The sequence below is a fragment of the uncultured Reyranella sp. genome (assembly GCF_945957355.1).
Taxonomy (GTDB): domain Bacteria; phylum Pseudomonadota; class Alphaproteobacteria; order Reyranellales; family Reyranellaceae; genus Reyranella.
In genome coordinates this window covers 47,737-67,002 of the sequence record NZ_CAMFKM010000021.1, presented here as the reverse complement: position 1 = coordinate 67,002, position 19,266 = coordinate 47,737, and the positions used below count along the sequence as shown (strand labels likewise).

Annotated in this window: 19 protein-coding genes and 1 pseudogene; 8 read left to right on the top strand and 12 right to left on the bottom strand. The window is 67.3% G+C overall.

Annotated elements, in window-relative coordinates; translation table 11 throughout:
• The 3 genes and pseudogenes from Q0Q48_RS25000 to Q0Q48_RS24990 all read right to left on the bottom strand — a co-directional run.
• Nucleotides 1-856, bottom strand: a pseudogene (locus tag Q0Q48_RS25000) (F0F1 ATP synthase subunit alpha); the annotation flags it as partial.
• Nucleotides 856-1,449, bottom strand: a complete 594-nt coding sequence (locus Q0Q48_RS24995) for a F0F1 ATP synthase subunit delta (protein ID WP_295144236.1) — start codon at nucleotides 1,447-1,449, stop codon at nucleotides 856-858. The pseudogene Q0Q48_RS25000 and the gene Q0Q48_RS24995, both read right to left, overlap by 1 nt.
• Nucleotides 1,450-1,598: 149 nt before the next feature.
• Complete coding sequence (locus Q0Q48_RS24990; protein WP_295144233.1) at nucleotides 1,599-3,770, bottom strand: primosomal protein N'; 2,172 nt, start codon at nucleotides 3,768-3,770, stop codon at nucleotides 1,599-1,601.
• 109 nt (nucleotides 3,771-3,879) lie between these two features.
• Here Q0Q48_RS24990 and fsa point away from each other — a divergent pair, with 109 nt between their 5' ends.
• From fsa to Q0Q48_RS24970, 4 genes are read left to right on the top strand one after another with little or no spacing between them, the layout of a single operon-like run.
• A complete protein-coding gene (gene fsa, locus Q0Q48_RS24985) occupies nucleotides 3,880-4,536 on the top strand; it encodes a fructose-6-phosphate aldolase (protein ID WP_295144231.1) in 657 nt (218 codons plus the stop codon).
• 15 nt (nucleotides 4,537-4,551) lie between these two features.
• Complete coding sequence (locus Q0Q48_RS24980; RefSeq protein WP_295144228.1) at nucleotides 4,552-5,283, top strand: DUF484 family protein; 732 nt, start codon at nucleotides 4,552-4,554, stop codon at nucleotides 5,281-5,283.
• Nucleotides 5,284-5,290: 7 nt separating this feature from the next.
• Nucleotides 5,291-6,223, top strand: coding sequence for a tyrosine recombinase XerC (locus Q0Q48_RS24975; RefSeq protein WP_295144225.1), 933 nt, complete (start codon nucleotides 5,291-5,293; stop codon nucleotides 6,221-6,223).
• A 2-nt stretch (nucleotides 6,224-6,225) separates the two neighbouring features.
• Nucleotides 6,226-6,930, top strand: coding sequence for an amino acid racemase (locus tag Q0Q48_RS24970; protein ID WP_295144222.1), 705 nt, complete (start codon nucleotides 6,226-6,228; stop codon nucleotides 6,928-6,930).
• On the opposite strand, the gene Q0Q48_RS24965 is transcribed toward Q0Q48_RS24970, so the two are convergent.
• The 5 genes from Q0Q48_RS24965 to Q0Q48_RS24945 all read right to left on the bottom strand — a co-directional run bounded on the left by Q0Q48_RS24965 (nucleotide 6,908) and on the right by Q0Q48_RS24945 (nucleotide 11,736).
• Nucleotides 6,908-7,324, bottom strand: coding sequence for a GNAT family N-acetyltransferase (locus Q0Q48_RS24965; RefSeq protein WP_295144219.1), 417 nt, complete (start codon nucleotides 7,322-7,324; stop codon nucleotides 6,908-6,910). The genes Q0Q48_RS24970 and Q0Q48_RS24965 overlap by 23 nt on opposite strands.
• Before the next feature lie 31 nt (nucleotides 7,325-7,355).
• Nucleotides 7,356-8,939: a radical SAM protein gene (locus Q0Q48_RS24960; protein WP_295144242.1), complete on the bottom strand. Its 1,584-nt coding sequence runs from the start codon at nucleotides 8,937-8,939 to the stop codon at nucleotides 7,356-7,358.
• Between the two features lie 189 nt (nucleotides 8,940-9,128).
• Nucleotides 9,129-9,656, bottom strand: coding sequence for a dihydrofolate reductase family protein (locus Q0Q48_RS24955; RefSeq protein ID WP_295144216.1), 528 nt, complete (start codon nucleotides 9,654-9,656; stop codon nucleotides 9,129-9,131).
• Nucleotides 9,657-9,672: 16 nt separating this feature from the next.
• Entirely contained in the window at nucleotides 9,673-10,920 is a 1,248-nt protein-coding gene (locus tag Q0Q48_RS24950) for a carbohydrate porin (protein ID WP_295144214.1), read from the bottom strand.
• Nucleotides 10,921-10,941: 21 nt separating this feature from the next.
• A complete protein-coding gene (locus Q0Q48_RS24945) occupies nucleotides 10,942-11,736 on the bottom strand; it encodes a dienelactone hydrolase family protein (protein WP_295144211.1) in 795 nt (264 codons plus the stop codon).
• A gap of 63 nt (nucleotides 11,737-11,799) precedes the next feature.
• Here Q0Q48_RS24945 and Q0Q48_RS24940 point away from each other — a divergent pair, with 63 nt between their 5' ends.
• Nucleotides 11,800-12,507 (top strand): site-2 protease family protein, encoded by a 708-nt coding sequence (locus tag Q0Q48_RS24940; protein ID WP_295144208.1) that lies wholly within the window; start codon nucleotides 11,800-11,802, stop codon nucleotides 12,505-12,507.
• A gap of 4 nt (nucleotides 12,508-12,511) precedes the next feature.
• Here the strand turns inward: Q0Q48_RS24940 and Q0Q48_RS24935 are convergent, their stop codons facing one another.
• Nucleotides 12,512-14,260: a cation:proton antiporter gene (locus tag Q0Q48_RS24935; protein WP_295144206.1), complete on the bottom strand. Its 1,749-nt coding sequence runs from the start codon at nucleotides 14,258-14,260 to the stop codon at nucleotides 12,512-12,514.
• A gap of 200 nt (nucleotides 14,261-14,460) precedes the next feature.
• Here Q0Q48_RS24935 and Q0Q48_RS24930 point away from each other — a divergent pair, with 200 nt between their 5' ends.
• Genes Q0Q48_RS24930 through Q0Q48_RS24920 form a run of 3 tightly spaced genes read left to right on the top strand, consistent with a single transcriptional unit; the run spans nucleotide 14,461 to nucleotide 16,198 of the window.
• The gene (locus Q0Q48_RS24930) at nucleotides 14,461-14,847 is read left to right on the top strand and encodes a hypothetical protein (protein ID WP_295144203.1); all 387 of its coding nucleotides are present in this window, start codon (nucleotides 14,461-14,463) and stop codon (nucleotides 14,845-14,847) included.
• A gap of 56 nt (nucleotides 14,848-14,903) precedes the next feature.
• Nucleotides 14,904-15,410, top strand: a complete 507-nt coding sequence (locus tag Q0Q48_RS24925) for a sigma-70 family RNA polymerase sigma factor (protein WP_295144201.1) — start codon at nucleotides 14,904-14,906, stop codon at nucleotides 15,408-15,410.
• Nucleotides 15,407-16,198, top strand: coding sequence for an anti-sigma factor (locus Q0Q48_RS24920; RefSeq protein WP_295144198.1), 792 nt, complete (start codon nucleotides 15,407-15,409; stop codon nucleotides 16,196-16,198). Before Q0Q48_RS24925 ends, Q0Q48_RS24920 begins: the two co-directional genes overlap by 4 nt.
• 60 nt (nucleotides 16,199-16,258) lie before the next feature.
• On the opposite strand, the gene Q0Q48_RS24915 is transcribed toward Q0Q48_RS24920, so the two are convergent.
• The 3 genes from Q0Q48_RS24915 to odhB all read right to left on the bottom strand — a co-directional run bounded on the left by Q0Q48_RS24915 (nucleotide 16,259) and on the right by odhB (nucleotide 19,257).
• Nucleotides 16,259-16,525, bottom strand: a complete 267-nt coding sequence (locus Q0Q48_RS24915; RefSeq protein WP_295144195.1) for a hypothetical protein — start codon at nucleotides 16,523-16,525, stop codon at nucleotides 16,259-16,261.
• A gap of 7 nt (nucleotides 16,526-16,532) precedes the next feature.
• On the bottom strand, nucleotides 16,533-17,945 hold the full coding sequence (gene lpdA, locus Q0Q48_RS24910; RefSeq protein WP_295144192.1) for a dihydrolipoyl dehydrogenase: 1,413 nt from the start codon (nucleotides 17,943-17,945) through the stop codon (nucleotides 16,533-16,535).
• Between the two features lie 76 nt (nucleotides 17,946-18,021).
• On the bottom strand, nucleotides 18,022-19,257 hold the full coding sequence (gene odhB / locus Q0Q48_RS24905) for a 2-oxoglutarate dehydrogenase complex dihydrolipoyllysine-residue succinyltransferase (RefSeq protein ID WP_295144189.1): 1,236 nt from the start codon (nucleotides 19,255-19,257) through the stop codon (nucleotides 18,022-18,024).
• Between the last annotated feature and the right edge of the window lie 9 nt (nucleotides 19,258-19,266).

Sequence of the window (19,266 nt, the reverse complement as noted above, 5' to 3'; positions counted from 1 at the left end):
GCAGCAGCAGCGACATCTGGCGGTAGGCGACGGCCTGCTTGGAAAGGTCGTCATACACGATGACGGCGTGCATGCCGTTGTCGCGGAAGTACTCGCCCATGGCGCAGCCGGTGTAGGGCGCCAGGAACTGCATGGGGGCCGGGTCGGACGCGGTGGCGGCGACGACGATGGAGTATTCCAGCGCGCCGTTGTCCTCGAGCGTCTTCACGATCTGGGCGACGGTCGAGCGCTTCTGGCCGACGGCCACGTAGACGCAGTAGAGCTTGCGGCTCTCGTCGGTGCCCTTGTTGATGCCCTTCTGGTTCAGGAAGGTGTCGATGGCGACGGCGGTCTTGCCGGTCTGGCGGTCGCCGATGATCAGCTCGCGCTGGCCGCGGCCGACCGGCACCAGAGAGTCGATCGCCTTGAGGCCGGTCTGCATCGGCTCGTTGACCGACTTGCGCGGAATGATGCCCGGGGCCTTGACCTCGACGAGGCGGCGCTCGGTCGACTGGATCGGGCCCTTGCCGTCGATCGGGTTACCGAGACCGTCGACCACGCGGCCGAGCAGGCCCTTGCCGACCGGAACGTCGACGATGGCGCCGGTCCGCTTGACCGTGTCGCCTTCGCGGATCGTGCGGTCTTCGCCGAAGATGACGACGCCGACATTGTCGCTCTCGAGGTTGAGCGCCATGCCCTTGATGCCACCGGGGAACTCGACCATCTCGCCGGCCCGGACGCTGTCGAGGCCGTAGACGCGCGCAATGCCGTCACCGACGGAGAGGACCTGGCCGACCTCGGCCACTTCGGCCTCGGTGCCGAAGTTGGCGATCTGCTGCTTCAGAATGGCCGAAATTTCGGCGGCACGGATATCCATTAGGCAACTCCCTTCATGGCAAGCTGCAAGCGCTGCAGCTTGCTTCGGACGGATGAATCGAACAAGCGCGAGCCGACCTTCACGACGAGACCGCCGAGAATGTCCGGTTCGACGCGTGCGTCGATGGAAACCTTGTTACTGCCCAGCACCGAGCGCAGCGCGTCGCTGAGCTGCTGCAGCTGGGCGGGCGAAAGCGGAACGGCCGAGGTGACCGTGGCGGTGGTCTCGCCGCGCCGGGCGGCGAGTTCGGCCAGGAACGCCGAGGCCATGGCCGGCAGGTCGCGGGCGCGGCCATTGGCCGCCACAGTACCGACGAAATTGCGGGTCAAACCCGAGATGCCAGCGGCATCGAGCACGGCCAGCAGCGCCTTGCCCTGCAGGGCGCGCGGAATGACCGGGCTGGCGATGAGGCGGGCAAGGTCCGCGCTCTCGGCGACGAGCTTGCGGAAGGTGGTCAGATCCTGCGCGACCTGATCGAGGGACTTCGAGCTGTCCGCGAGTTCAAAAAGGGCGCTGGCGTAGCGTCCGGCAACGCCGGTGGTTGCGGTGGTCACGTCGAGAGCCTCTCCCCTGCCGCGGATCGCGGCCGGCAAGCCATTGAATTTACTCGCTTTTCACCAGCAGAACGCCCCGCGTCGCTTGCCGCCCCACCCCGGAAAAGCGCGCGTTGCTACCATGCTGCATTTCCCGGCGCAACGTCGGCAAAGCACTGTTCTACAGCGGTTTTTCGGCGCGGGGGGTCTCAGAGGAAGGAATAGGGGTCGACATCGACCTGCAGCCGGACCGAACCGGGGAGGCCGATCCTCTCAAGCCAGGCGTGCAGTAGCGGCTGCACCGCCGTGTCGCGGCCGGCCTTGAGCAGGAAGCGCCGCCGGTGCCGTCCGCGCAGCAGGGCCATCGGTGCGACCGACGGCCCCAGGACCGTCACCCCCTCCTGCTGCGGCGCGTGCCGGGCGAGCGCGGCGCAGACATTGTCCACCGCGGCGGGATCCGGCCCGGAAATGATCAGCGAGGCCAGCCGACCATAAGGCGGCATGCCGGCCAGGGCGCGGTCCTGGAGCTCGACATCGACGAAGCGGTCGCGATCGCCGGACACCAGCGCCTGCATCACCGGATGTTCGGGATTGTGCGTCTGGATCAGCGCCCGGCCCGGCCGCCCGTCGCGGCCGGCACGGCCTGCGACCTGGTAGAGGAGCTGGAAGGTCCGTTCAGCCGCGCGCAGGTCGCCGCCGTTCAGTCCGAGATCCGCATCGATCACGGCCACCAGCGTCAGGTTCGGGAAATGATGGCCTTTGGCCGCCATCTGCGTGCCGATCAGGATGTCGATCTCGCCCTTCTCCATGCGGTCGACGGCGGCCGACGCCTCGTCGCGGTTCATCAGGCTGTCCGAGGTGAAGAGTTCCAGACGCGCCTCCGGAAAGAGCTCCGTCGCTTCCTCGGCCAGCCGCTCGACGCCGGGGCCGCAGGCGACGAACTGATCGACCGCGCCGCAATGGCGGCAGGTGTGGGCCGGCGGCTCGGAATAGCCGCAATGATGGCAGACCAGGGTGCGCCGGAACCGGTGCTCGACCAGCCAGGCCGAACATTGCGGGCATTCGAGCCCCGAGCCGCAGGCCCGGCAGAGTGTGATCGGCGCATAGCCGCGGCGATTGAGGAACAGCAGGGTCTGCTCACCGGCCGCCAGCGTCGCCTTCATGGCCTCGACGACAGGGGGTGACAGCCAGCGCCCGCGGGGCGGCGGCGTGCGTCGCAGATCGATCGCCGACAGGGTCGCGAGCTGCGCGCCGCCGTGACGGCCCGGCAGGTGCACCTCGCCGTAGCGGCCGCTCCTCACGTTGACGACGCTTTCGAGCGAAGGCGTCGCCGATGCCAGCACGACGGGCGCGGAATCGAGGCGCGCGCGCACGACGGCCATGTCGCGCGCATTGTAGACGACGCCCTCGTCCTGCTTGAACGAACTGTCATGTTCCTCGTCGACGACGATGAGGCCGAGATTGGCGAAAGGCAGGAACAGCGCGGAGCGTGCACCGACCACGACGCCCACCCTTCCCTCGGCGATGGCGCGCCAGGTTTCCCGGCGGTCCAGGGCGGTGAGGCCGGAATGCCAGGGCGATGGCAGGGCACCGAAGCGATCTTCGAAACGCTTCAGCCACTGCGCGGTCAGCGCAATCTCCGGCAGCAGCACCAAAACCTGCCGGCCCGCGGCGAGACAGGCTGCGATCGCCTCGAAATAGACTTCCGTCTTGCCCGCACCGGGCACGCCATCGAGCAGGGTCGCGGAGAAGGCGTGCGCCTTAACTTTCGCGACGAGCCCGTCTGCAGCGATCCGCTGCGCCGGCGACAGGGTCGGCCCCTGGTGCAGCCCGTCCGGCCGGGGAAAGGAGCGGCGCACGGTGCGCTCCGCCGTCTCGAGCAATCCGAGCGATGCCATGCTCTTGACGACCGATGTGCCGACGCCCGCGAGGTGCGCCAGTTCCGCGGCGGCCATCGCCGGTCCGTCCTTCAACTGCTCCAGCACGCGTCGACGCGCCGCCGTGAGCTTCAGGGGCGTGTCTTCGGTCGGCGCGGCGGGGCGATAGACCAGTTCCGTCTTCGGCGCTTCGAGCGCCGAGGGCACGCTCATCGCCATGCGCAGCACGGCGCCTGCAGGCATCAGCGTGTAGGCCGACACCCAGTCGACGAAGCGGCGCATTGCATCGGCCATCGGCAGCGCCGGCAGCACCGCGATCACATCGCGCAGCTTCTCCGGCGCGACATCGCCGGTGCCGTCGCCCCAGACGACGCCGACCGTTTCGCGCTTGCCCAGCGGCACGACGACGAAATGTCCCGGCATGACCGCCATGCCTTCGGGAACGCGATAGTCGTAGGCATCGCCGAGCGGCAGCGGCAGCAGGACCTTGATCGTGTTTTCCACCGGTTCGAGACGCGACGAAGCGGTCCCCTTGGCTTGTGGCTCCGAAGGGGAATCGCTAGAAATTGTGGTAACAGGCGAGTCCGAACCACTGGCCATTGGGGTAGTTTATATGAAGTTCTTCGTCGATACCGCCGATGTCGCCGATATCAAGGATCTCGCGGCCTCAGGGCTTCTCGACGGGGTGACGACCAATCCCTCGCTGATCGCCAAGTCCGGCCGGCAGATGCTCGACGTGATCAAGGAGATCTGCGCCATCGTCCCGGGCCCGGTCAGCGCCGAAACGGTCGCGACCGACCACAAGACGATGCTCGAGGAAGGCCGCAAGCTCGCCAAGCTGGCGAAGAACGTCACCGTGAAGGTGCCGCTGACGCCGGACGGGCTCAAGACCTGCAAGGCACTGACCTCCGAAGGCACGATGGTGAACGTCACCCTGTGCTTCTCCGCGGCACAGGCCCTGCTGGCCGCCAAGGCCGGCGCCACCTTCGTCTCGCCCTTTGTCGGCCGGCTCGACGATATCGGCCAGGACGGCATGCATCTGATCGGCGAGATCATGACGATCTATCGCCAGTATCCGCACTTCAAGACCGAGGTTCTCGTGGCCTCGATCCGCCATACCCAGCACGTGATCGCCGCCGCCAAGCTCGGCGCCCATGTCGGCACCCTGCCACCGAACGTGCTGCGTCAGCTCTTCAAGCACACCCTGACGGACAACGGTCTCAAGGCCTTCCTCGACGACTGGGCCAAGACCGGCCAGTCGATCCTCTGACCCGGAGACGGGCGCATGGCCAATGACGGTACGATTCCGGCGCCCGACGGCTCGGGCCGGCAGGTGAAGCTGATCACGGCCGACGATGTCGTCGCCTATCTCAGGGCCCATCCCGATTTCTTCGACAAGCACGGCGAGCTGGCGGCCGAGATGGGCGTGACGCCGCGGGTCCAGGGGCCTGGCGTCATCGACATGCAGCAGGCGATCCTGAAGCGCCTGCGCGGCGAGATCGAAAAGCTCAAGGTCGAGCGCACCGAGATCATCGCCAACTCCAAGCAGAACCAGATCGTCCAGAACCGCATCCAGGCGGCGGTCATCAGCATCATCCAGGCGACGACCTTCGAGAAGATGATCCACGTCGTGACGCACGAGCTGCCCGAGCTGCTCGACGTCGACTTCATCACACTCGCGATCGAGGCCAATGCCGATGCGCCCAAGCGCGTGCCGGTGCGCGGCGTCTACGTGCTGGCGCCGGGCGCCATCGATGCCGCCATCGGGCCGGACAAGCATGCCCGCCTGCGCTCCGACATCGTGGGCGAGGAGGCGTTCTTCGGCGACGTCGCGCGCTTCGTGAAGTCCGACGTCCTGATGCGTCTGCAGGTCTCGTCGGGCTCGCCCGACGGCGTCATGTGTTTCGGCGCCCGCGATCCCGAAGCCTTCGGACCGGAGATGGCGACGGAGCTTCTGTTCTTCCTGTCCAAGGTGCTGGAGAACACGATTCGCGCCTGGCTGGACCTGCCCGAGTAGCCTCGCCGTGAGTGTCGCAGACGCACAAGCGGCGTGGCGCGACTGGCTGAAGAGCGAGCGCCGGCTCGCCGTCCACACGCTCATCGCCTACGAGCACGACGTCGCGACCTTCCTGGGCTTCATGACGAGCTATCTCGGCGAGGCGCCGACGCTCCACGCGCTCGCACGGCTGAAGCCCGCGGAGTTCCGCGCCTGGCTGGCCGACCGTTCGCGCCAGGGACTGGCCCGCTCCTCGACGGCGCGCGCCTTCTCGTCGGTGCGCTCCTTCTTCCGCTTCCTCGACAAGAACGGGCTCGCCCACAATGCGAGCATCGCCACCATCCGGACGCCCAAGCTGCCCCGCTCGGTCCCGAAGGCGCTGAGCGAGCGTGATATGGAGGACGTGCTTGCGGCCGAGTCCGATCAGGAGCGTGCGCCGTGGATCGACCTGCGCGATGCCGCCGTGCTGATCCTGCTCTACGGCGCGGGCCTGCGCATCGGCGAGGCGCTGGCGCTCACCAGGGCCCAGGTCGAAGACCTGCTGAAGAGCGGCCGCGACACACTCGCCGTGACCGGCAAGGGCAACAAGACGCGGCTGGTGCCGCTGCTGCCGCAGGCGCTGCAGGCACTGAAAGCCTATCGCGATGCCTGCCCGTGGCTGGCGGCGGCGAAACCCTCCGACCGCGTCTTCATGGGCGCGCGCGGCGGGGCGCTCGATCCCGCCATCGTGCAGAAGCGGGTGCGCGAGATCCGCCGCGAACTCGGCCTCGCCGAAAGCGTGACGCCGCACGCGCTGCGCCATTCCTTCGCTACCCACCTGCTGGGCGCCGGCGGCGACCTCCGCACCATCCAGGAACTTCTGGGCCACGCGTCGCTGTCGACGACGCAGCGCTACACCGACGTCGACTCCGCCCGGCTCGCGGCGGTCTATCGCGCCGCCCATCCGCGCGCGAAGGGATGACCATGCCTCAACACATTGGAATCGTCGCCTGCTCGGCCGAAGGCGCCGCACTCTGCTACAAGACGATCTGCGTCGAGGGCGGAGAGTTGATGGGCCCGCACGCCCATCCCGAGGTTTCGCTGCACACCCATTCGCTGGCCGACTATGTCGCGTGCCTGGAACGCGGCGACCGCGCCGGCGTGGCCGCGCTGATGCTGTCGTCGGCCCACAAGCTCGCAAGGGCCGGGGCGGATTTCCTGATCTGTCCCGACAACACCATCCACCAGGCGATGGACGCGGTGCTGCCCCGCTCTCCCGTGCCCTGGCTGCACATCGCCGAGGTGGTCGCGGCCGAAGCGGCGGGGCGCGGCTTCCGGAAGCTCGGCATCACCGGCACGCGCTGGCTGATCGACAGCGAGGTCTATCCGCAGAAGATCGAGGCGCGGGGGCTCTCCTGGGCGCGCCCGACCGAGGCCGAACGCGACGAGACCAGCCGCATCATCATGGACGAGCTGGTGCAGGGCGTGTTCCGGCCGGAGGCCGTCGCCGCCTATCAGCGCGTGATGGAGCGCATGAAGGAAGCGGGATGCGACGCCGTCATTCTGGGCTGTACCGAGATCCCGCTGATCATGAACGACGGCAACTCTCCCCTGCCGACGCTCGATTCGACGCGGCTGCTCGCGCGCGCAGCCCTGAAGCGGGCCGTTACAGGGGCTTCTGGAAAATGATCTCGCCGTCGTCCTGGCGGCCGGTCTCTTCCCAGCCATTCTCACGGTAGAAGCGCTCGGCCCGCGTGCCGGGTCCGGTGGTGAGTGTCGCTACCGTAAAGCCCGCGGCGCGCAGATCCTCACAGGCGAGCGGCAGCAACGCGCGGCCAAGCCCGCGACCTTCCCAATCCGGATGGATGAACAGGCCGAAGATCGTGCCGTCGCGCGGATCGGCCACGGAGAAGCCTTGCACCGCGCCCGCCTCCTCCCACACCCAGAAGGTCGCGTTCTCGAAGATCCAGTTGGCGGTCGTCTCGACCTTGCTCACGGACGTCGCGCGGAGCTGGTTCTCGCGAACGGCGAGACGCACTTCGGAAATGCGGGGACGGTCGGCGCTGGTCGCTTTGCGGATCATTCGGGGTCCGGAATCGTGAAGGGGCGCGACCCTACACGGCCCGTTGCAGAACGCCAGCGCCTTGTACCGGCGGTTGCGATAGCAGCTCGCGCTCGAGGCTCGCGATCTGCCGGTCGATCTCCGCGGCGACCGACTTCGCGAAAGGTCCCAGATGCAGGTAGAGCGTGATCTGAATGACGACGGTTTCGAGGGCGGCGGGATTGTGCCGCGCGATGTCGATGAACGTCCGCCAGAAATACCGGGCCAGGAACGGATGGGTGACGGTCATTCTCCACATCAGGCGCAGCAACGTGTTCCGGTCACGCGCCGACACGACCGGCCGCGCCGTGACGGGATGGCTCGGCCGCCGCAGGTTCAGCCCTGACCGGCGCACGCGCTCGAAATAGGCCGCCGGCCGGTAGGTGGCTTCGAGGATCGCCCTGTAGTCCCGCAGGATGTCGATTCGCGGCCGCCGGGTCACAAAATTGAGCCCCGCGGTACATTGATCGCCGCGGCTCTCGTCGGCAAAAGGCAGAAGGCGCCCCTCCTTCTCCAGGCGGCGGGTCAGCTGGGTGGACGGCAACGCCGTCAGCAGGCCGACCATGCAGACCGGAATATCAGTGGCCTCGATGCATTCGATCATCGTCTCGGCCACGCGAAGCTCCTCGGTGTCGAAGCCCACGATGAAACCGGCGATCACCATCATCCCCGCCGCGTGGATCCTGTGCACGCTCTCGGCGAGGCTGCGGCGGGTGTTCTGCTTCTTGCGCGTCGAGACGAGGGTCGCGCTGTCGGGACTTTCGATGCCCACGAAGATGGCGAAGAAGTTTGCCCGCCGCAGCATGTCGAGAAGCTCGGCGTCGTCGGCCAGGTTGATGGACGCCTCCGTCGAGAACATGAACGGATAGCCGTTGCTCTTCTGCCAGGCCTCGAGGGCGGGAAGGAACTGCTTCAACGCCTTCTTGTTGCCGATGAGATTGTCGTCGACGAAGTCGACGTGGCCGCGATAACCGGCATCGTACAGCGCCTGCAGCTCGGCCAGCATCTGCGGCACCGCCTTGGACCGCGGCACGCGGCCGAACAGCTCGATGATGTCGCAGAATTCGCAATTGAAGGGGCAGCCGCGCGAGAACTGCACGCCCACGAAGAGATAGTGACCGAAATCGAGCAGGTCGAAGCGCGGGATCGGGCTCGCCGTGATGTCGGTCTTGAATTTCTCGGCCTCGAAGCGCCCGCGTCTCGCACCCGCGGCCCAGGCCTCGACGAATTGCCCGATGACGCCTTCGGCCTCGCCGATCACCAGGAAATCGGCGTGCTCGAAAAGCTCGGGACTGGACATTACGTCCGGCCCGCCGACGACCACCGGCTTGCCCTGCGCCTGCGCCATCCGGATGACCTCGAGCGAGTCGACCCGCTGCGGCATCATCCCGCCGGTCATCACGATATCGGCCCAGGCAAGGTCGGCCGGATCGAGAACCTCGGCGTTGCGGTTCACCAGCCTGATGTTCCAATCGCGCGGCAGGAGTGCCGCCAGCGTGATGAGGCCGAGCGGCGGCGCCGGGCACCGCGCACCATAGATGTCGCAAGCGGCCTGAAGACTCCAGAAGGAGTTCGGGTTGAAGCGCGGGAAGATCATGAGAACATTCGGTGTCGTCACGGCCGCTCCTTCGCCTGGTCTCAGGAAAAAGCATCAGCAATCGTCGATCGAATGGCGGTTCGTCCGCTCTCTTACACAAGCGGAAGTCGAACCTGTTGGGATTTGAACACACCGAAGCCGCCGGCACAATCGCCGGCCTTCACGTCGTTCCGCAGTCACCAGCTGGTTCTAGCGCGACGCTTCGTACACGACATGGAGTGCGCCGCCGCGGCGCGGCTCGCACGATTTCAAGGTGAGCGCGAGAGCCGGCGTGCCGGGAGCAATGAGCGGGATGCCGTCTCCCAGCACGATCGGCACGATGGCCATCTCCAGCACGTCCAGCTTGCCGGCCGCGATCATGCCGCGGATCACCTGTGCGCCGCCTTCGACCCAGATGCGCCGGTAGCCGCGCGCTTCCAGCTCCGCCGCTACGACGGCGAGATCGCCCGAGCGCGTCTCGACTGCGGGCGGCGCATCGATCAGCGGTCTATGGGTCATCACGATCGTGGCCTTGTCGCCATAGGGCCATTCGCCGAAACCGCGCGTGATTTCGTAGGTGTTCCGCCCCATCAGGATCGCGTCGATGCCCGCCATCAGCGCATCGAAGCCGAACTCCTGCGGCGGATAGCTCTCCAGCCAGTCGAACGAGCCGTCGGCACGCGCGATCTTGCCGTCGAGCGACATCGCGATATGACAGTGCCAGATCGTCTTTCCCATCTGCCTCTCGCCGAAGTTAGAACAGGACCGTCACGCGTAGCGAGAAGACCGCGGCCATCGACTGCGTCGGCGCCAGAGCCGGCTGGAAATACAGCTGAACGTCCGGCGTGATCAACAGGTGCTTAACCGACCAGGACCAGTAGAGTTCCACCATCGTCTCGCTGGGATTCACGTAGGTGTTGGCATAGAGGGCCTGGTTGACCCTGTTCCAGGCAATACCCAGACCGATCTGGTCGAGCGGCGCCCGGCCCAGCGGGTTGTTGTAGACCGCGCCGCCGGCGATCGACGACTGGATGTACTGGCTCGAGTTCCAGGCGGTGTTGGCGCGGGCGAACAGCCCCCAGTTCTTGCCGAGCGGCTGCGAGGCGTTGAACGAGAGGCCCGAGCTCGCCTGCGGCTGCATCTCGACGCTCGGCAGGTTGTAGTAGAAAAGCGAGTAGCTGCCGTTGCGGAGCATTCCCGAAAGCGGCGACCAGGCGCCGTACACGAACCAGGAATACTGGCCCTGCGCCGCGGTGTTCAACTGGATGTAGTTGGAGGCCAGGACGTTGTTGGCGTCCTGGAGGCCCGCGGCGAGGGTGATCTCCTGCGTTGGATTGAGCTGGACGTAGGCGCCGAGACTGCCTTGCGAATAGTTCTGGCTGCCGTTCTGCGCCAGCGAATAGCCGATGAAATTGACCTGCTCGTTGTTGGCGTAGGCGTTGCCGTCGAAGTTCGAGAAAGGGAACTGCCCCAGGGTCACCGACACGAAGTGGCCCGGAAAATCGTGCGTGTAGCTCACCTGCGCGAAGGTGAGCTGGTTGACCGGATAGTCGTTGACCGGGCTGTTGAGGCCGAGCCGGTTCTGCAGGCTGGTGCCGGTCTGGCCCGACCAGTACTGGGTAGCAAGGTAGGCGAACTGGAACGAGCCGGCGCCGAGCTCGGGATCCCTGAACGCCCTCCAGTTCACCGACGGCGAGAACTGGGCCTGCACGGCCCCATAGTCGCTCCCCGGCGCGCCCCACTGGCTGAGGACCGACGATGTCATCGAATAGAAGATGCCGGTCGACTTCTGGATTTCCTTCTTTGCCCGTGCATAGCGCCGGGAGGCATCGTCGAATTCCTGGTCCAGGAAGTATTCCTGGCGCGCCTCGGCCGCGCGCAACCTGTTATGGATCTTGCCGACGTGGCGCACCCCGTCGCTGTCGCTCGACTCCTGCGCTTCGACCGCCGCAAACGGCAGGAACAGCGCCGCCAGTCCGCCAACCCACACCGTCGAACGCATGCCGCTCCCGCCGGCCCGGGTCTATGGCTTCAGCGCCTTGTCCAGGAACGCCTTAACGTCGACCACGAACTGCTTCCACGCAGGCTCATGGGCACCGTAATGCGCACCACAACAACCGCCGGGCTTGCTGCGGTTGCCAACGCCTTCGAGATAGCGCACCGGCAGCCCGAGCGCATCGAAGCTGTGATGAGCGTTTTCATAAACTTTCGTTTCAACCAGCTCCCGGCCGCGCACGATCCTCTCCAGCACGGCACGGCACTGCGAGACCGGCGTCCAGTCGTCGAGCGCCCCCATCGCGAAGAAGGTCGGCTGCGGCACCGCGAGGCGCGGCCCCAGCGCGTCGGCCAGCGCACAGTCGGGATAGAGCAGCACGACGGCGCGTGCCGCGGCCGGCGCGCGATCCTCGGGCTTGCCCGAGAGGGCCCGCAGCATCGCCACGCCGCCGCCGTAGGAATAGCCCATGTAGGCCAGCCGCCGCGGATCGATCCCCGGCTGCTTCGCGAGCCAGGCCAGCGTGGCATCGATGTCGCCGGCCCTCGCCTCGGCGGCGGCCTGTGTCGGCCAGCTGCGGCCGCAGACATCCTTGAGGCCGCGCGCCGAGAAACTGTCGACCACCAGTGCGGCATAGCCCCAGGAGGCAAGAAGTCCGGCCATGCGCGCCGTGTTCTGTCCCGGCCCGCCGCAGCCATGGAACAGCGCGACCGCCGGAACCGCCGCCGCGGCCTTGGCCGGACGAAACAGCTGCGCGGAAAGCTGGACGGTACGCCCGCCCTGCTCTACGGGAACGCGGACATTCTGCTGGGCCGATGCGGGCATTGCGCAGAGGAGAGCGAGCAGAACGATCAACCATGCCATCATCGCAGGACCGTAACCGATGCGATGAGAGAGACAACAGGTGGCTTCCCCGTGAACGACACGCTCTACACGATCTCCACCTGGGTCATCCCGGCCCTGCTGGCCATCACGCTGCATGAAGCGGCGCACGGCTTCGTCGCCCTGCGCTTCGGCGACAGGACGGCGTGGCAGCAGGGCCGCGTGACCTTGAATCCCTTCAAGCACATCGATCCGGTCGGCACGATCCTGCTGCCGGGGCTGCTGATCTTCATGCGTGCGCCGTTCCTGTTCGGCTATGCCAAGCCGGTGCCGGTGAACTTCCGGGCGCTGAACAATCCCAAACGCGACATGGTGTGGGTCGCCGCGGCCGGCCCGGCCACGAACATCCTCCTGGCCCTGGCGGCGGGCCTGCTGGCGCATCTCGCCGTTCTCCTGCCGCTGCCCGCCGCGAATTGGGCGATCCTCAACATCGAGAACGCGATCCTCATCAATGTCGTGCTGGCGCTCTTCAACATTATCCCGCTGCCGCCGCTGGACGGCGGGAGGGTCGCCGTCGGCCTGCTGCCCGACAGCCTGGCGCGGCCGTTCGCACGACTCGAGCCCTATGGCATGCCGATCCTGCTCGGCTTGATCTTCATCCTGCCCCTGATCGGCCGGCAGGTCGGCATGGACTTGAACGTCCTGGGCTGGGTCCTGGGTCAGCCGGTCGACTGGCTGGTCAACCTCGTCATCCGCCTGACCGGCAACGGCTGACGGCTCAGGTCCGAACGTCGTCCTGCAGGGCCGGCGCGTCCGTCTGCGGCGGCGCGATGTTCATCGCCTGCCGCTCCTCGGCGATGCTGGCGACGGCGGCGCGGACGCCGGGGTGGCGTGCCATGAACTGGTTGAAGTCACGCCGGTCGAGCACGAGGAACTGGCAGAAGTCGACCGCAATCACGTCGGCGGTGCGTCGTTCGCCGGTCAGTAGCGCCATCTCGCCGAAATAGGCGCCGGGCTCAAGGCGGATGACCCGGTCCGCGACATGCACTTCGACGGCGCCCGACGAGATGAAGTACATGCCGTCGGCCCGGTCGCCGCGACGGATGACACGGTCGCCCGGCGAGGCCGATTTCGGCCGGAACATCAGCAGCAGCGATTCCTGGTCCTGCCGCTCGACGAGCTGCAGCATCGGAAACAGTTCGAGCAGGCTGTTCAGCTTGAGGTCCTGGGCCTTCGACCGCTCTTCCTGGCGGGCCTTGATGATCGCAAGCTGACGTCCCAACGCCTCGTAGTGACGCTGGCCGTAGAAGGCGGCCCCGGCCGGCCGGGCGAGCCGCTTCTGCAGCATTCCGACGGCATGGAAGACCAGCGGGTTCAGCATGATCGAGAAGAGCGCGCCTCCGACGACCAGATCCCGGCCCTCGTTCGGCACCAGACCGGCCGAGATGCCCAGCGCGATCAGGATGAAGGAGAATTCGCCGATCTGCGCCAGGCTGGCCGACACCATGAGGCCGGTGCCGACCGGATAGCGCAGCAGCATGATGATGGCGAAGGCGATCAGCGACTTGCCGAAGATGATCAGCGCCAGCACCGACAGGACCGCACCGGGCGAGCGGTAGAGGATCGTCGGATCGAACAGCATGCCGACCGAGACGAAGAACAGCACCGAGAAGGCATCCTGCAACGGCAGCGAATCGGCAGCCGCCTTGTGGCTGAACGAGGATTCGCTCAGCACGACGCCCGCGAAGAAGGCGCCGAGCGCGAAGGAGACGCCGAATATGTGCGCCGAGCCGTAGGCGATACCGAGCGCCACGGCGAGGACCGACAGCGTGAACAGTTCGCGCGAGCCGGTGCGGGCAACGCGCGCGAGCATCCACGGCACCACCTTGGGCCCGATCAGGATGGCGATGACGGCGAAGGCCGCCACCTTGGACAGGGTGACCGCGAGCTCCAGCGCGATCGGCATGCCCGACGGCTCGTGGCCCTGGAGCGGCTTGCCGCCCAGCACTTCGGCGAAGGCCGGCAGCAGCACCAGCGCCAGCACCATCGCGAGATCCTCGACGATCAGCCAGCCCACGGCGACCCGCCCGTTGGGACTGTCGACCATGTTGCGCTCTTCCAGCGCCTTCAGCAGCACGACCGTACTGGCAACGGACAGGCTGAGGCCGACCACGAGGCCGGTCCCGAAGCTCCAGCCCCAGAGCGAGCACATGCCGATGCCCAGCAGGGTTGCCAGCACGATCTGCCCGATGGCGCCCGGGATGGCGATGCCTTTGACGGCCAGGAGGTCCGAGGCGGAGAAATGCAGGCCGACACCGAACATCAGCAGGATCACGCCCACTTCGGCGAGCTGGGCCGAGAGCCCGGCGTCAGCCACGAAGCCCGGCGTATAGGGGCCGATCAGGATGCCCGCCACGAGATAACCGACCAGCGGCGGGAGGCGCAGCCGGTCGGCGACGTAGCCGAAGCCGAACGCGAGAACGAAGCCGATGGCGATGGTGGAGATCAGTGCCGCTTCGTGATGCACGCGCAAAGCCCGTCGGTCGTTAAGGAGGAGCTCTGATTCTAGAGGGACGCGACAGGATTTGCACTTCTTGTGAAGTGCACGCCCTCTCCGCAGGCGCAGGTCGCGTGCGACGGCGTGAGAAATATCCAGACCCGTGCGGAATAATTCCGCCGGCGCGGCGTCTCTCTTCCTGCAGACCAACAGCTGCATGGAGCCAGAGAATGCTGAAGTCGATCCTCACCACCGCCGCCACCCTGGCGGTTCTCGCCGCCGGTAGCGCCTTCGCCGCCGAGCCCGCCTCCGCGACCCCGCCCACGATGAAGAACGGCATGTTCGTCACCGCCAGCGGCATGACGCTCTACACGTTCGACAAGGACGCGACGCCGGGCAAGTCGGTGTGCAACGGCCCGTGCGCCACCAACTGGCCGCCCGCCCTCGTCGCCGACGGCGCCAAGGCCTCGGGCGACTGGACGATCATCACCCGCGACGACGGGCTGAAGCAGTGGGCCTACAAGGGCAAGCCGGTCTACGCCTTTGCGAAGGACACCAAGGCCGGCGACAAGACGGGCGACGGCTTCCTGAACGGCGCCTGGCACATCGCCAAGTAACGACGGAGTGAATGGCGCCGGTCCCGGCCGGCGCCCTCCTCCTATAGAGTGATGCGATGGCCGATGCGGAAGCCCTGCTCGAACCGCTGATCCCGGCGTTGCGGCGCTACGCCTACGCGCTGGTGCGCGATCACGATGCGGCCGACGACCTGGTGCAGGACACGCTGGAACGCGCGCTGTCGCGCTGGACCCTGCGCCGGCGCGACGGCGACCTCAGGGCCTGGCTCTTCACCATCCAGCGCAATCTCCATGTCTCGGCGCTGCGGCAGAACCGGCGGCGCGGACCGCATGTCGAACTCGACGAGCAGACGACACCGAGGACCGCCGCCACGCAGGAGAGCGGCGCCGAAGTGCAGGACATCCTGGCGGCGCTCGACCAGTTGCCGGAAGAGCAGAAGTCGCTGCTGCTGCTGGTCGGCGTCGAGGATTTTTCATACGACGAGGCAGCGAGGATCATGGGCGTGCCGGCCGGCACGGTGATGTCGCGGCTGTCGCGCGGCCGGCAGCGGCTGCGCGCGCTGCTGGACACCGGTCGCGCCACGCTCCTGCGGAGAGTGAAATGACGGACAAGGCGTTTTCGATCGACGAGGACGAGTTGCAGGCGTTCGTCGACGGGCGACTGGACGGCGATCGACACGCCGCCGTCGAGGCGCATCTGGCCGCCTATCCCGAACTCGCCGAGCGCATCGCGCTGGAGCGCCGGCAGCGCGCCATGCTGCGCAGCCGCCTCGACGCCAAGTTCGCCGAGCCCATCCCGGCTCATCTACGGATCGCCACCTTGCGGGCCGCTCGACGCACTTTCTGGGCGCGCGGCTGGACCAGTGCCGCCGCTGCAGTCGCCCTCTTCGTGGCCGGCGCGACGGCCGGCTGGTTCGCCAACGCGATCGCCCCCGGGCCCGCACCCCTGTCGCCCGCACCGACCGCCAGCGTGGCGCAGGGCGCGCACGCCGCCTACCGCACGTTCGTGGTCGAAGTCGCCCATCCGGTCGAGGTCGGCGTGCAGCAGGAAGCGCACCTGCTGCAATGGCTCTCCAAGCGCCTCGGGCGCAAACTCGCCGCACCCGACCTCTCGCCTTTTGGCTACAGGCTCATGGGCGGCCGCCTGCTGCCAGGCGGCAACGGCGCTGCGGCCCAACTCATGTACGACGACGCCAGCGGCCGGCGGCTGACCATCTACGTGCGTGCCGCCGACGGCACGGAAACCGCCTTCCGGTTCCAGAAGGAGGGAGAGGCCGCGACCTTCGCCTGGATCGACCAGGGCTTCGGCTTCGCCGTGACGGCGACGGCAACCCGCGAGGAGCTGCTTCCGATCGCCGAGGCGGTCTATCGCGGCTTCGAAGGGAAGAGTTAGCCTTGGAGCGCGCCACTCCAGTGGCGCCCATGATTGCGCCACTGGAGTGGCGCGCTCCAACTACTTCGACGGGTCGGTGTGATCTTCGAACTTCTTGAGGTGGCGCGGCGCCCATTTGTGGTCGCGCGCCTTGACGATCCATTCGTCGAGCTTGGGCCAGCGGCGGCGCGCCGCCGTCACCCATCTGCGGCCGGTCTCGAATTCGGTGGCCAGAAGGTAGAGGGCGAGCACGAAGAAGATCCATCCCTGGAGGATCGGGATGAAGCCGCCCACCACCGACATCACGAGGCAGGCGGCGATCGCAAGCGCCATGAGGGGCTGGCGCATGGCGGGGCTAGAGATGGATCGGCTTGTCCCAAGCGGCAAGCGCGGCTTCCTTCAGCGCCTCGTTGACCGTGGGATGGGCGTGGCAGACGCGGCCGATATCCTCGGCCGAAGCGGAGAATTCCATTGCCATCGCGGCTTCCGCGATCATCGTTCCGGCCTCGGCGCCGAAGATGTGGACACCCAGCACCTTGTCGCTCGCCTTGTCGGCCAGAACCTTCACGAAACCCTCCGTGGCGCCATTCGCGCGGCTGCGCGGGTCGGCGGTGAACGGATACTTGCCGACCTTGTAGGCAACGCCGGCTGCCTTGAGTTGTTCCTCGGTCTTGCCCACCCAGGCCACCTCGGGCTGGGTGTAGATGATCGACGGCACGAGATCCCAGTTCACGTGGCCCTTCTGGCCCGCGAGGGTCTCCACGCAGGCGACGCCGTCCTCGCTTGCCTTGTGCGCCAGCATCGGTCCGTCGATCACGTCGCCGATCGCGTAGATGCCCGGAACGGAGGTCTGGAAATGGCCGTCGACGGCGATGCGGCCGCGTTCGGTCATCTGGACGCCGACCTTGTCGAGGCCGAGGCCCGCGACATAGGGCCGGCGGCCGATCGAGACCAGCACGACGTCGGCCTCGAGCGTCTCGGCATCGCCGCCTTTCGCGGGCTCCACCGTGAGCGTGACGCCCGCACCGGTCGTCTCGGCCTTGGTGACCTTGGCGCCGAGCTTGAACTTCAGGCCCTGCTTGGCGAGCGTGCGCTGCAGGAACTTGGTGACCTCGTCGTCGACGCCCGGCGTGATGCGGTCGAGGAACTCGACCACCGTCACCTCGGCGCCGAGACGGCGCCACACCGAACCGAGTTCGAGGCCGATGATGCCGGCCCCGACCACGACCAGGCGCTTCGGCACTTCCGAGAGTTCCAGCGCGCCCGTCGAGGAGACGATCTTCTTCTCGTCGATGGTCACGCCGGGCAGCGGCATCACTTCCGAGCCGGTGGCGATCAGGATGTTCTTCGCGGCCAGCGTTTCCTTGACCGCGCCGTCGTCGCCCAGCACCGCCACCGAACCCGGCGCCTCGATGCGGCCCGCGCCGGTGTATGAAGCGATCTTGTTCTTCTTGAAGAGGAAGGCGATGCCCTTGGTGGTGGCCTCGACGACCTCGCCCTTGCGCTTCATGAGCTGGGCGAAGTCGAGCTTCGGCGCCGCCACCACGACGCCGTGCGCGGCGAGATCGTGACCCGCTTCCTCGAACAGGTGCGAGGACTGGAGGAGCGCCTTCGACGGAATGCAGCCGACGTTGAGGCAGGTGCCGCCAAGGGTCGCGCGTTTCTCGACGACGGCGACCTTGAGCCCGAGCTGCGACGCGCGGATCGCGGCGACGTAGCCGCCGGGGCCGGCGCCGATCACGACCAGATCGAAGGATTCGTTTGCCATGTCTTCAACCCTCATGGCCGGGGGCGCGTTCATGACGCGCGACGGAAGTCGCGCGCCCCCGGCAATACCCTACCAATCAGACGCCGAGCAGCAGACGCTCGGGATCCTCGATGCATTCCTTGACCTTGACCAGGAACAGCACGGCCTCGCGGCCGTCGATGATGCGATGGTCGTAGGACAGTGCGAGGTACATCATCGGCCGCGCCTTGATCTCGCCGCCGACCACCATGGGCCGCTGCTGGATCTTGTGCATGCCCAGGATGCCCGACTGCGGCGGGTTCAGGATCGGCGTCGACATCAGCGAGCCGTAGACGCCGCCGTTCGAGATCGTGAAGGTGCCGCCCGTCAGGTCGGCGATCGACAGTTTGCCGTCGCGCGCCTTGCGGCCGAGATCGCCGATGCCCTTTTCGATGCCCGCGAAGTCCAGCGCGTCGGCATCGCGCAGCACCGGCACGACAAGGCCCTGCGGCGAGCCGACGGCGACACCGATGTCATAGTAGTTCTTGTAGACGATCTCCTCGCCCTCGATCTCGGCATTGACCGCCGGCAGCTCCTTGAGCCCCGCGATGCAGGCCTTCACGAAGAACGACATGAAGCCCAGCCGCGCACCGTGCTTCTTCTCGAAATCGTCCTTCAGCCGCTCGCGCAGCGCCATGACCGCGGTCATGTCCACCTCGTTGAAGGTGGTGAGCATGGCGGCGGTGTTCTGCGCGTCCTTGAGGCGGTTGGCGATGGTGCGGCGCAGCCGCGTCATCTTCACCCGCTCCTCGCGGTCGGCCTTCGCGCGCGGGCCGGACGGCGCGGCGGGCCTGGCGGCCGGCGCGGCAGCGGCCGGGATCGACGACAGTGCTGCCAGCACGTCTTCCTTGGTCGCGCGGCCGTCCTTGCCGGTCGGCTGGATGGCCGTGGCGGGCACGCCCTTCTCCTCGGCCAGCTTGCGCGCGGCAGGACCCGAAGCGGCGAGATTGGCGCCCGCAGGAGCCGCGGCCGGCGCCGGTGCGGGAGCAGCAGCAGGCGCGGGAGCCGGCTTCGGCGCGGCCGGCGCGACAGCCTTCGGTGCGGCTGCACCGGCACCGCCCGCCTCGATGTGGCAGAGCACGCCGCCCACCTGGACCGACGCGCCCTCCTCCACGGCGAGACCGGCGATGGTGCCGGCGACGCTGGCATTCACTTCGACGGTGACCTTGTCCGTTTCGAGCTCGCACAGGGGCTGGTCGACGGCGACCGTGTCGCCCGCCTTCACCAGCCACTTGGCGACGGTTGCCTCGGTGACCGATTCACCCAGAGCCGGAACCTTGATCTCGACGGCCATGACTACTCT